Annotated in this window: 9 protein-coding genes; all 9 read right to left on the bottom strand. The window is 70.5% G+C overall.

Annotated elements, in window-relative coordinates; all coding sequences use genetic code 11:
• Window positions 1-2: 2 nt before the first annotated feature.
• Window positions 3-2,495: a tetratricopeptide repeat protein gene (locus ACIBN2_RS30725; RefSeq protein WP_399139197.1), complete on the bottom strand. Its 2,493-nt coding sequence runs from the start codon at window positions 2,493-2,495 to the stop codon at window positions 3-5.
• Between the two features lie 25 nt (window positions 2,496-2,520).
• Window positions 2,521-3,852, bottom strand: a complete 1,332-nt coding sequence (locus ACIBN2_RS30720; protein WP_399139196.1) for a hypothetical protein — start codon at window positions 3,850-3,852, stop codon at window positions 2,521-2,523.
• Between the two features lie 76 nt (window positions 3,853-3,928).
• Complete coding sequence (locus tag ACIBN2_RS30715; protein ID WP_399139194.1) at window positions 3,929-4,972, bottom strand: glutamate ABC transporter substrate-binding protein; 1,044 nt, start codon at window positions 4,970-4,972, stop codon at window positions 3,929-3,931.
• Window positions 4,973-4,986: 14 nt separating this feature from the next.
• A complete protein-coding gene (locus tag ACIBN2_RS30710) occupies window positions 4,987-6,447 on the bottom strand; it encodes a hypothetical protein (RefSeq protein WP_399139192.1) in 1,461 nt (486 codons plus the stop codon).
• A 178-nt stretch (window positions 6,448-6,625) separates the two neighbouring features.
• Window positions 6,626-7,597, bottom strand: a complete 972-nt coding sequence (locus ACIBN2_RS30705) for an N-acetylglucosamine kinase (protein WP_399139191.1) — start codon at window positions 7,595-7,597, stop codon at window positions 6,626-6,628.
• Window positions 7,588-8,853 (bottom strand): 6-phospho-beta-glucosidase, encoded by a 1,266-nt coding sequence (locus ACIBN2_RS30700; protein WP_399139189.1) that lies wholly within the window; start codon window positions 8,851-8,853, stop codon window positions 7,588-7,590. Before ACIBN2_RS30700 ends, ACIBN2_RS30705 begins: the two co-directional genes overlap by 10 nt.
• A 6-nt stretch (window positions 8,854-8,859) precedes the next feature.
• The gene (locus ACIBN2_RS30695; protein ID WP_399139188.1) at window positions 8,860-9,753 is read right to left on the bottom strand and encodes a carbohydrate ABC transporter permease; all 894 of its coding nucleotides are present in this window, start codon (window positions 9,751-9,753) and stop codon (window positions 8,860-8,862) included.
• A gap of 2 nt (window positions 9,754-9,755) precedes the next feature.
• Window positions 9,756-10,697 carry a carbohydrate ABC transporter permease gene (locus tag ACIBN2_RS30690; RefSeq protein ID WP_399139186.1) on the bottom strand — a complete coding sequence of 314 codons (942 nt, stop codon included), beginning with the start codon at window positions 10,695-10,697 and terminating at the stop codon, window positions 9,756-9,758.
• On the bottom strand, window positions 10,697-12,058 hold the full coding sequence (locus ACIBN2_RS30685) for an ABC transporter substrate-binding protein (RefSeq protein ID WP_399139184.1): 1,362 nt from the start codon (window positions 12,056-12,058) through the stop codon (window positions 10,697-10,699). Before ACIBN2_RS30685 ends, ACIBN2_RS30690 begins: the two co-directional genes overlap by 1 nt.
• Between the last annotated feature and the right edge of the window lie 62 nt (window positions 12,059-12,120).

Raw genomic sequence — 12,120 nt, 5'->3', positions numbered from 1 at the left:
AACTACACCCACGTCCGGGGGCGGTAACGGTTGGCACGTTCCACCAGGTCGATCCTCTCCTCGCCGCCGGGCGCCAGCCGGGCCAGCGTGCGGTACGAACGCTCCAGGCCGAAGCGGAGGCCCCGCTCGTCCAGATCGCTGCCGAGCAGCACCCGACCGGCGGCGGGCGCGGAACTCCGGCCTCCGGAGAGTATCCAGTCCAGCGCGCAGCCGAGGACCTCAGCCGACAACTGCTCCCGGCGCGCCGGGTCCAGACCGTAGGCGTCCAGCGCCTCGACCTGCCGCGCGGCGGCGGTCAGATCGTCCAGGAACGCCACGTCGCCGGCGGTCGCCGTACGCCCGCGCAGCCGTGCGCGCACGGCTGCCACCCGTGCGGCCGTGTAGTGGATCGACGACTCCGGAACCGACTCCAGCGTCCGTACGGCGCTCGGCCGGTCCCCGGTGGCGAGCTGGACGCGGGCCAGGCCGAAGGCGGAACTGACATAGCTCGGGTCGGTCGCCCAGACCAGCCGGTAGTACTCGGCCGCGTTGTCCAGCTGGCCCAGCACCTCGGCGCACAGGCCGAGCGCCAGCTTGGGCGCGGGCTCGCCGGGGAAGGCGTCGTAGATCGCGTCGAAGGCGAGCGCGGCGCCCTCGTGGTCGCCCGTCACCAGCGCGGCGACGCCCCGGTACCAGACGACCCGCCAGTCGTCGGGCCGCTCCTCCTCCAGGTTGAGCAGGGCCTCCAGCGCGGTGTACGAGTCGCCGTTCTCCAGCCAGGCGCGGATCTGCCGCAGCCGTGTCTCGATCGACGGCGACGGCGCGGCGGCCAGCGCCCCGAGCAGTTCGGCCGGCGCGGTCGTCATCAGGCCCGCGAGGAATCCGGCGTTCGGGTCGGAGGGGTCCACGCGGGGGACCGGCAGGGCGAGGGCCGCGGCGGGGGAGTTGACGGGCTTGACGATCGACCGGGAGCCGTTGGGCGAGGCCGGCAGCCGGGGCTGCTGCCTGGCCTTCTGCAGCGCCCGCGTCCCCAGCAGCGACACGTCCCCCTCCAGCTTGGGGAACAACTCCGTGTCGGTGACTCTCAGTTCGGGCCCGAACAGCGTCGACAGCGCGGGCCGCGACCGCCCCGACTGCAGGGAGACGACCTCGCGCAGCACACCCGTCAGCTGCTCCGCCATCTCCTGCGCGGAGGCGAACCGGCGGGCCGCGTCGGGGTCGGTGGCGCGGACCAGCAGCCGGTAGAAGGACTCGTACTGGCGGAAGACCTCGATGTTGTCCGGGTCGGGCAGGGAGTCCACGAAGACGTTCGTGTAGCCCTGGAAGTCGAAGGTCAGGACGGCGAGCGTACGGGCCACCGTGTAGAGGTCGGACGCCACCGACGGGCCGACCTCGGCGACCTCCGGGGCCTGGTAGCCCACGGTGCCGTAGATCGCCGACTCGTCGTCGTCCATCCGGCGCACCGCGCCCATGTCGATGAGCTTGAGCTGGTCCTCGGTCTGGATGGCGTTGTCGACCTTGAAGTCGCAGTACAGCAGGTTGCGGCTGTGCAGATGGCCGAGCGCCTCCAGCGCCTCGATGCCGTACGCGCACGCCTGCTCCACCGGCAGCGGATCCCGTTTGCCCGTGGGCGTACGGCGTGAATTGGCGATCTCCTTCAGCGACTTGCCGCCGACGTACTCCATGACGATGTAGCCGTCCAGGGAGCCGGTGCGCTGGTCGAGGTGCTCGACGAAGTTGTAGATCCGCACGATGTTGGAGTGCTCGATCTCGGCGAGGAAGCGCCGCTCGGAGATCGCCGCCGCCATCGCGTCCTGGTCGCCGGTGTCGAGCAGGCCCTTGAGCACCACCCACCGGTCGGAGACCGCCTTGTCGACGGCGAGGTAGACCCAGCCGAGCCCGCCGTGCGCCAGACAGCCCACGACCTCGTACTGGCCGTGCACCACGTCGCCGGTCTTCAGCTTCGGCACGAAGGAGTAGGGGTTGCCGCACTTGGTGCAGAAGCCCTCGGTGCGGCCCGCGCGCTCACCGCGCGCCCGGCCGACCGGCGCCCCGCAGTCGGAGCGCGAGCAGAACCGCTTGCGCTCGGGCACCTCCGGGTTGTCCAGCACCATCGCGCGCGGGTCGGGCCGCGGCACGTCCGGCACCAGCACCAGGCCCACGCCCAGCCGGCCGCGGCCGCTGGTGTTGGTGCTGGAACCGGAGCTGCGCACCGACACGGAGCGGCTGGAGGTACGGCCCGACAGGGAACGGGAGAGCCGCCCGGAGACCGAGCGCCGCGACTTCGACGACTGCGAGGACGTACGCGAACTGCTGCGGCTGCTGGAGCGCGAACTGCCGCTGCCCCGCGAGCCCCTGCCGCCGCCCGTGATGCCGGTGGCCGGCGAGCTCACCATGCCGTTCTGGGACACGACCGGGGCGAGGCCGCAGGTGTCGCAGTACAGCTCACCGCCGCCCATGTCCTCGTAACTGCCCTCGCAGCCCGGCCGCTGGCACTGCTGCTGTGCCTGACTCATGACGTCACAGCACCCCCTTCGTCACTCACGCTCCCGGCCCCCTGCGGTCCACGGGTCCGCTCTGACCCGGCACCCGCGGGGTGCTCAGCGCTTCGGCGGCCGCGTGCTGGTAGCGCAGCACGGCCTGTTCGGCGACGCGCAGGTCGCAGGGCGCGCTCCACAGCATGCGGCGCGCCGCGTCGTACCGCTCGATCAGGAACGGGTCCTCGGCGAGCCCGTGCCGGGCCACCTTCGCCTTGTACGCGTCGAGGCGGCCGCGCAGCTCCGCGCGGACCGCGAGCGGCGCGGTCACCGCGGTCAGCGACTCGCGGGCGCGCAGCAGCTCGTCCTCGGCCTTCTCCTCAAGGGACTCCAGGAGCGGGGAGAGCCGGTGCCACTGCGCGTGCCTGCGGTACTCGGCGGCCGTCGACAGCTGCTCCTGGAGCTGGGTCGGCGGACCGCTGACGACCGGCACCTCCGTGGCGGCGATCTTCGCGAGGACCTCCCCGCGCGCGGTGCGCGCCTCGGCGAGCGTGCGGTCCGCGCGGCTGAGCACGTCCCGCAGCCTCACCAGCCGCTGCTCGGCGTCCTGCCGGACGGTGAGCACGGCGTCGATCTCCCGGCGCACCTCTTCCAGGGCGCGCGCCTCACGGTCGTAGACGGTGGTGTCCGGACGGCCGCCGCCGGGTGCCGAACTCCCCTGTGCGGGCAGCCAGTACGCGAGCGGGTCGGAGATGACCTGTTCGCGCAGGGAGGTCAGGGTGCGCGTGATGCGCTCGAGGTCGTCGCCGGACGGGTGCTCACCGGGGCGCACGCCGACGGAGTGGGCGAGCTTGCGAGTGCGCTGGAGCTCCGCGGCCAGTAAATCGATCCGTGCGGGCAGCGCCGACCAGACCGCGTCGGCGGCGACGACCATGTCCAGGCTCGTCGCGTACAGCTCGTTCATCACGTCGACCAGGGCGGCCAGCGAGAACCGCCGGCTGAGCTTGCCGGAACCGCCCTGCAGCGTGGGCGCGTTCGCCGTGGCCGTGACGGCGTCCGCGATGGTGACGGCCTCGCCGCGCAGCAGCTCGGTCAGCTCCACCAGGTCCTCGTGGCTGGACCAGCGGCGGCGGGAGCGGATGTCCCGGGCCGAGCGCAACGCGTCCGTGTAGGCGTCGAAGTAGGTCCACAGCAGCGTGATCGACGCGTCCGCGGCGGACCAGCGCTCCTTGGTGACGCCGGTGAGCTCCGCGCCCTCGAGGAGTCTGCGGCCCGCGTGGTCCTGCAGGGCGAGGAGCGAGGTCTCGATGGCCTCGTGCTCCGCGCCGAGCCGCGCCAGCGCACGGTCCACCTCGTCCCGGTCCATCACCGGCCCGGCGGGGTCCGTGACGCCCATCGATCACCTCTCGCTGCTGTCGTGTGCCGTCGTGTGGTCGCTGCCGTCTTGTCCCTGAAGTCCTTCTGATGATCGGTCACTTGTAGTGCGCGGCGGGAGGGGTCGCCGACGTCGACTTCTTGCCGGCCTGGTCCATGGTGGGGTGCAGCCACCTCGCGTACGAGTCGGCCCACCCACCGTTCTTGATGTAGTTCTGCAGCGTCCGGTTGACCTGGCGTACCAGATCGTCCGAACCCCGTTTCATCGCCACGCCGTAGTACTCGTCGGTGAACAGGCCGCCCTTCAGTTCGACGGTCGGGTCCTGCGCGGCCTGGCTGGCGGCGAGCGCGCCGTCGGTGACCACCGCGTCGACCTCGCCGAGCTGCAACTTCACCAGGCAGTCGAGCTGGTTGGGGACGACGGTGCTGATGTCGGTGGAGGCAGGGATCTTGCCGCCCTTGTCCGCCCGCAAGCTGTCGAGCGCGGTGGAGCCCTCGGCCGAGCAGACCTTCTTCCCGGCGAGACTGCCGTCGTAGCCGGTGATCTTCGAGGTCTTGGGCGCCAGGACCTGCTGGCCGGTCCTGAAGTAGGGGGCGGAGAAGGCGACGTCCTTCAGGCGGGCGCAGTTGATCGTCATGGTGCGCACCACCATGTCGACCTCGCCGCTCTGGATCGCCGGAACACGCTGGTTGGTCGGAATGGCCTTGAACGAGACCGCGTTCGGATCGCCGAGCAGGTCCTTGGCGATCTGGTGGACGAGGTCGATGTCGAAGCCCTCCAGCGCGCCGGAGGTGTTGTTCGGGTTGAGGTAGCCCCAGCGGTAGCTGTTGGTGTCGACGCCGACGATCAGCCGCCTGTCCTCGCGGGCCTTGATCTTGTCGACGACATCCGTGCCGCCGCCACCGGACGGCGACAGGCTCTGGTCCTGCGGTGCCACGCCGTTGTCGCACTTGGTGTCCGCCCTGGCCTGGGTGCCGTGGGCGAGGCGCTGGACGGCGCTGTCGGGGGCACCGCTCGACTGGGTCCGGGGCAGCAGCAGCACGAAGGCCAGGGCCAGCACGCAGACGGCCGCCATCGCACCGACCCCGCCCCAGCCCCGCAGCCCGGCTCGCAGACGTCGGGCCAGACGGTGTGCATCCATCTTCACGCCCCCTCTCACCGGTACTCCGAAAGCCTGCGCCCGATGCCCAGCACCGCGCCCGCCGCGCCCAGCACGGCCAGGACCGCGGCGCCGTACGGCAGTCCGGTCAACGCGTCCTTGCCGTTGCCCGCGGCCTGCTTGAACTCCGCCTGCTCGTGCAGGAGCGCCGTCTGCAGGGCCTTGTCCACATTGTCGAAGCACACGCTCGTCGGATCCTTGCCGACGCCGATGACCTTGTCACGGGCCTGCTGGTACTCGCCCTTGTCGTTCAGGCCCTGAGCGACGCCGTGCCGGTCCTTCCACGCCTGCATGAAGCTGTTCGCGTCCTTCACGGGCTTCTTGCCCGCCGAGTCGTCCGCGAGACCGCCGGCCTTGGTCAGCGACGTGGCCAGCCGGCCGATCTGGTCGTCGTAGCCGAACGCGTAGGCGTCCACGGGCTTGCCGTTCACGTCCTTGGTGTCCGCGCCGCGGCGGATCAGGCTGAGGTTCTCGTCGCTGCGGGCGGTCAGGGACGCGATGCGGGCGTCGTGCAGGACGTTGAGCGAGCGGACGCCGTGGTCGTAGGAGTCGTTCAGCCCGGAGCGGGCGAGGGTGTGGCCGACGACGAGCCAGAGCAGCACCACCGCGGAGGCGGCCGAGGCGGTGACCATGCCGTGGTTCAGCACCCGGTTCGTGCGCAGGTAGTTGCGGCGCTGGGCCCAGGCCAGACCGCCGAGCGCGACGAGGCCGAGGCCGATCGCGGCCCACGGGAACGACTTCGCGTCGGCGTAGTCGGACTGGAGCCGCTGGTTCTCCTTCTGGTACAGGTTCTCGGCCTTGGGCAGCATCTGCTGCTGCATCTGCTCGTTCGCCGCCCGCAGGTAGGCGCTGCCCACCGGGTAGCCCTGGCGGTTGTTGGCGCGGGCCGTCTCGATCAGGCCCTTGTACTGCGGGAGCAGCGTGTTGAGGTCCTCGATGGTCTTCGCCGACTCGGACCCCGCCTTGGAGTTGGAGGCGGCGGTGACGAGCTTCTGCGCGGCCGTGCGGATGTCGTCCTCGTACCGCTTGCGCATCGCCGGCTTCTCCTGCGGACCCGCGAGATAACCGCTGGCCGCCGCCGTGTTGGCGTCGGCGAGGGAGCGGTAGATGTCGGCGGCGTCGGAGCTGAGCGGCTGGCTGCTGGTGAGCACGTCGTCGGCGGCCGTCGCACGGTCGGTCATCTGCCAGGCGGTGACCGCGCCGAACGCGACGACGAGGAGGGCGACGAGCGCGCCGATGATGCGCAGCCGGCCCGGCTCCGTCGTCGCCGCCTCACGCAGCCGGTCGGCGCCTTCGGCGAAGGCCGTGCGGCGCTTGGCGGCGGGTGCCGGCGTGGGCGTGGCGGTGGGGCCCGGGGACGGCGGGGGAGTGGGGGCCCCCTGCTGCGGCGGTACGGCCGGCATCGTGGGCACGCCGGATCCCGGTGGCGCCGCACTGCTCTTCGGCGGGTGTGTCACTTCGACCTCCCCCATGGTCATCCGTCGCCGCAAGTATCCCTGGCGGGTGCTGCCGGCGGCAGGGCAGGGTTCCGCATCACCCTGCCCATGAATACGCCTGGGGAATCAGTTCGGTTCCGGTCCGGGGCGGCCGCCCCGGACCCTTGTTGCGGCCCGGCTGATTATGGCTGGCCGGAGCTCAGGATTCGAAGTGGGCGCGCACCTTTTCGTGCACCTCCGTCCCCGCGTCCACCTGGTCCAGGCCCAGCAGCGCGGCGCCCAGCACCGGACTCGCCGTCACCACCCGCGGCACCGCCTTCGGTGCGCGTACCGCCAGCAACTCGCTGATCCCATCGCTGAGTTGGGGATGCCGTGCGGCCAGGACGCCGCCGCCGAGCAGGACCGGGGTCTCCTCCTCCAGCAGGTCGAGGCGGGTCAGGGCCACCGTCGCCATCGTGACCACCTCGTCGGCGAGCCGGTCGACGATCGCGCGGGCGATCGGGTCGCCGTCCGCCGCCGTCGCGAAGAGCACCGGCGTCAGCTCGTGGCGGCGGTCGTGCGGCACCCGCTCCAGGTGCAGCGCCTCGATCAGCGCGAGCATGGTGGGGAGGCCGAAGTGGGCCGGGAGCGTGCGGGCCAGGTCGGTGGGTTTGCCGCGGCCGTCCTCCGCGCGCGCGGCGAACCACAGGGCCTCCTCCGCCAGGCCCCACCCGCCGCCCCAGTCACCGGAGATGCGCCCGATCGCGGGGAAGCGGGCGGTGCGCCCGTCGGGGCGCATGCCGACGCAGTTGATGCCGGCGCCGCACACGACGGCCACGCCGCGCGGCTCGGTGATGCCCGCGCGCAGGATGGCGAAGGTGTCGTTGCGGACCTGGACGGCCGTGCCCCACGCGCGCGCCTGCAGCGCGGCCGCCAACTGCTCCTCCTCGACGGGGAAGTCGGCGTTGGCCAGGCACGCCGAGACCTGGTCCACGGAGGTCACCCCCGCCGCGGCGAACGCGGTGCCCACCGCCTCGGCGAGGGTGTCCACGGCCGCCTCCACGCCCACCACCGGCGGCCGGAACCCGCCGCCGCGGGCGGTGGCGAGGACGGTTCCGTCGGCCGCCACGACCGCGACGTCGGTCTTGCTGTTGCCCGCGTCGACGGCGAGGACACGTGCGGTCATGCCCACGCGAGATGCTCCCGGTTGTGTGCGATCAGCTGGTCGGTCAGGGCGTCCGCGTACGCGTACTGCCCGATGAGGGGATGCGCGAGCAGGGCGCGGAAGACCCGGTCGCGGCCGCCGCGCAGCGCCGCCTCCAGGGCCAGGTCCTCGTACGCCGTCACGTTCGCCATCAGGCCCGCGTACAGCGGGTCGACGGCCGGCACCGCCAGCGGGTGCGCTCCCTTCGACCCCACGGCCGCCTGGACCTCGATCACCGCGTCGTCGGGCAGGAAGGGCAGCGTGCCCCGGTTGTAGGTGTTGACCACCTGGTACGGGCTGCCGCCTCCGCCCAGCAGTGCGGCCGCCAGGTCCACCGCCGCCTCCGAGTAGTAGGCGCCGCCCCGCTTGGCGAGCAGCTCCGGCTTCTCGTCGAGGGCCGGGTCGCCGTACATCTTGAGCAACTGCCGCTCCATCTCCGCGACTTCGGCGGCCCGGGAGGGCTTGGTGCGCAGCTCGCGCACGACCTCGTCGTGGGCGTAGAAGTAGCGCAGGTAGTACGACGGGACGACGCCGAGGCGGTCGAGCAGGGCCCTGGGCAGCCGCAGGTCGCCGGCGATCGTGTCGCCGTGCTCGGCCAGCAGCTTGGGCAGCACGTTGTCGCCCTCGGGGCCCTCCAGGCGTACGCCGGTCTCCCAGGTGAGGTGGTTGAGGCCGACGTGGTCGAGGTGCACGTCGGAGGGGGCGACGCCCAGCATGCCCGCGAACTTGCGCTGGAAGCCGATCGCCACGTTGCACAGGCCGACCGCCTTGTGGCCGGCCTGCAGCAGGGCCCGGGTGACGATGCCGACCGGGTTGGTGAAGTCGATGATCCAGGCGTCCGGGTTGGCGCGGTGGACGCGCTCGGCGATGTCCAGCACCACCGGGACCGTGCGCAGCGCCTTGGCGAGGCCGCCCGCGCCGGTCGTCTCCTGGCCGACGCAGCCGCACTCCAGCGGCCAGGTCTCGTCCTGCTCCCGGGCCGCCTGCCCGCCGACGCGGAGCTGGAGCAGCACGGCGTCGGCGCCGTCGGCACCCGCCTCCAGGTCGGAGGTGGTGACGATGCGGCCGCTGTGGCCCTGTTTGGCGAAGATGCGGCGGGCGAGACCGCCGACCAGCTCCAGGCGCTCGGCGGCCGGGTCGACCAGCACCAGCTCCTCGATGGGCAGGGTGTCGCTGAGCCGTGCGAAACCGTCGATGAGTTCGGGGGTGTAGGTCGAGCCTCCGCCGACCACGGTGAGTTTCATAGGTGGTTAACCCTTCACTCCGGTGAGCGTGACACCTTCGACGAACGCCTTCTGGGCGAAGAAGAACACGAGGATCACGGGGGCCATGACCAGCACGGTGGCGGCCATGGTGAGGTTCCAGTCGGTGTGGTGCGCGCCCTTGAACGACTCCAGACCGTAGGACAGGGTCCAGGCGCCGGGGTTCTCCGACGCGTAGATCTGCGGGCCGAAGTAGTCGTTCCAGGCGTAGAAGAACTGGAACAGGCCCACGGCCGCGATGCCCGGCTTCGCCATCGGCAGGACGACCTTCAGCAGGGTGCGCAGCTCGCTGCAGCCGTCCACCTTCGCCGCGTCGAGGTACTCGTTCGGGATGGTCATCAGGAACTGGCGCAGCAGGAAGATGGAGAACGCGTCGCCGAACGCCATCGGGATGATCAGCGGCCACAGCGTGCCGGACAGGTCCAGCTGCTTCGCCCAGAACAGGTACATCGGGATGATGACGACCTGCGGCGGCAGCATCATCATCGAGATCACCAGCATGAGCGCCAGATTGCGGCCGCGGAAGCGGAACTTGGCGAGTGCGTACGCCACCGGTATCGAGGAGACGACGGTCAGGACCGTGCCCAGCCCGGCGTAGATCAGCGTGTTCCTCCACCAGGTCAGGAAGCCCGGGGTGTCGAAGACCTTCTTGTAGTTGGACCACTCCCAGGTGTGCGGGATCAGGTCGCGGCTCAGGGCCTGGCTGTCGCTCATCAGCGAGGTCAGGAACACGAACACGAAGGGGAGGACGAAGAAGAGCGCGGCCGCGACGCCGAACGAGTGGATCGCGACCCACTCCAGGAGGGTGCGGCGGCGGGCCGTGCGCTCCGCGGGCGAGACCGGTGCCTTCAACTGCACCGGCTTGTCCAGGACTTGGGCCATGGTCAGTCACCTGCCAGGTTGAGACCGCCCCGGCGCCGCATCAGGAACGCGGTGAACACCATGGACAGGGCGAACAGGACCAGGGCGACGACGCACGCGGAGCCGTAGTCGAAGCGCTGGAAGCCGAGGTTGTAGACGAGCTGGGGGAGGGTCAGGGTCGACTTCTCCGGGTAGCCGGGCTCGAACTGGGTGCCGGCGCCCTGGATCACGCCGGAGGCGACCTTCCCGGCGATCAGCGGCTGTGTGTAGTACTGCATCGTCTGGATCACGCCGGTGACGACGGCGAACATGACGATCGGCGAGATGTTCGGCAGCGTCACGTACCGGAACCGCTGCCAGGCGGAGGCGCCGTCCAGCTCGGCCGCCTCGTACTGCTCCTGGGGCACGTCGAGCAGGGCGGCCATGAAGATGACCATCAGGTCGCCGATGCCCCACAGGGCGAGCAGGGTGAGGGCCGGCTTGGACCAGCTGGGGTCGTTGAACCAGCCGGGGGCCGGGACGCCGACCTTCTCCAGGATCGAGTTGACCGGGCCCGTGCCGGGGTTGAGCAGGAAGGCGAACGCCATCGTCGCGGCCACCGGCGGGGCCAGGTAGGGCAGGTAGAACAGGGTGCGGAAGACGCCCGTACCCGTCTTGATCTTGGTGATCAGCAGGCCGACGCCGAGGCCGAACACGACCCGCAGCGTCACCATCACCAGCACCAGCCACAGGGTGTTGCGCAGGGCCGGCCAGAAGAACGGGTAGTGCTCGAAGACGTACGTCCAGTTCTTCGTCCCGCTCCACGTCGGCGGCTTGAAGCCGTCGTAGTGCATGAAGGAGAAGTAGACCGTGGAGATCAGCGGGTACGCGAAGAAGACCGCGAAGCCGATCAGCCAGGGCGACATGAAGGCGAGGGTGCGCAGCGCCGACCTGCGGCGCTTCGACGCCAGGGTGATCGTGGTCATTACTTCGCCTGCGCGATGTCCGTGTCGATCTGCGCGGCAGTCCTCTTCAGGCCGGCCTTGAGGTCGGTGACCTTCCCGCTCTCGTAGTCGTAACCGAAGTTCTGGATCGTCGTCAGGTACACGCCGCCGTTGATGGAGGCGGGAGACGTCGTCGAGTTCGGGTTCGCGGCGATGTCCAGGAACGTCTTGAAGCGCGGGTCGTACTTCAGCTTCGGCGACTTCAGGGCGGCCAGCGTCGAGGGGACGTTGTGGATGGCGTTGGAGAAGTTCACCACCGCGTCCGTGTCCGTGGTCATGTACTTCACCAGCTCCCAGGCCGCGTTCTGCTTGTGGCTGGTGGCGGCGATGCCGGTGATGGTGCCGGTGATGTAGCCCTTGCCGTACTGGCTCGCCTGGTCGTCGGGGACGGGCAGCGGGGCCACGCCGATGTCGAACTTGGGCTTGGCGTCCAGGGCCATGCCCAGGCGCCACTCACCGTCGAGCTGCATGGCCACCTGGCCGGTGTGGAAGGGGTGCTTGACGCCCCATTCGTCGCCGAGCTTGGAGCGGTAGGTCTCCAGCCTCCTGAAGCCGCCGAGGTCGTCGACGAGCTTCTTCTGGAGCGTGAACCCGGCCTGGAAGGCGGGGTCCGTGGCGAGTTCGGACTTGCCGGCCTTGCCGAAGTACGTCGGCGAGAACTGCCCGAAGTAGTGCTCGGTGGTGGTCTCCCAGCCGTGGTAGTCCGGCATGAAGCCGAGCTGCTTGTAGCTGTCGCCCTGCGCGATGGTCAGCTTCTTGGCGTCGGCCTCGAACTCGGTCCAGGTCTTCGGCGGGCTCTTGATGCCGGCCTTCGCGAACGCCGTCTTGTTGTAGTAGAGCCCGTAGGCGTCGCCCAGCAGCGGCGCGGTGCAGCGGTTGCCGTCGAACTGGGTGTACTCGTTCATCGCCTTCGGGAACGTCGTCTCCGGGTCGATGCCCGCCTTCTTGAAGAAGGGACCCAGGTCGACCAGCGCACCCGACGAGCAGAACTTGCCGACGTTGTTGGTGGTGAAGGAGGAGATGACGTCGGGGGCCTTGCCGCCGCCCGTGCGCAGGGCCTGGTTGATCTTGTCGTCGGTCATGTTGGCGACGACGTTCACATGGATGTTGGGGTGCGCCTTCTCGAAGCCGGCGATCAGGGAGTCGACGGCCTTCACCTCGTTCGGCGCGCTCCAGGCGTGCCAGAAGTTGATGGTCGTCTCCTTCGAGGCGTCGTCGTCGGCACCGGAGGAGGACTGACCGGTACAGGCGGTGGCGAGGAGGGCGAGGGAGGCGGACGCGGCGAGGGCGACGGCCGCCTTCCGGGACACTCCGGGTACGACTTTCCAGGACTTTCCGGGCATGGCAAGGTCTCCCAGGGGCGGGACGGGGTGGATGAAGGGGAGGCGCGGGGTGAGGAAGGGGC

This window comes from Streptomyces sp. NPDC050534, from assembly GCF_044457745.1.
Classification (GTDB): domain Bacteria; phylum Actinomycetota; class Actinomycetes; order Streptomycetales; family Streptomycetaceae; genus Streptomyces.
This window is presented reverse-complemented; position numbering and strand designations above follow the sequence as displayed.

Coding starts and splice junctions, on each gene's coding strand:
- ACIBN2_RS30725 (WP_399139197.1), bottom strand. CDS start 2,495: ATGAGTCAGGCACAGCAGCAGTGCCAGCGGCCGGGCTGCGAGGGCAGT.
- ACIBN2_RS30720 (WP_399139196.1), bottom strand. CDS start 3,852: ATGGGCGTCACGGACCCCGCCGGGCCGGTGATGGACCGGGACGAGGTG.
- ACIBN2_RS30715 (WP_399139194.1), bottom strand. CDS start 4,972: ATGGATGCACACCGTCTGGCCCGACGTCTGCGAGCCGGGCTGCGGGGC.
- ACIBN2_RS30700 (WP_399139189.1), bottom strand. CDS start 8,853: ATGAAACTCACCGTGGTCGGCGGAGGCTCGACCTACACCCCCGAACTC.
- ACIBN2_RS30695 (WP_399139188.1), bottom strand. CDS start 9,753: ATGGCCCAAGTCCTGGACAAGCCGGTGCAGTTGAAGGCACCGGTCTCG.
- ACIBN2_RS30690 (WP_399139186.1), bottom strand. CDS start 10,697: ATGACCACGATCACCCTGGCGTCGAAGCGCCGCAGGTCGGCGCTGCGC.
- ACIBN2_RS30685 (WP_399139184.1), bottom strand. CDS start 12,058: ATGCCCGGAAAGTCCTGGAAAGTCGTACCCGGAGTGTCCCGGAAGGCG.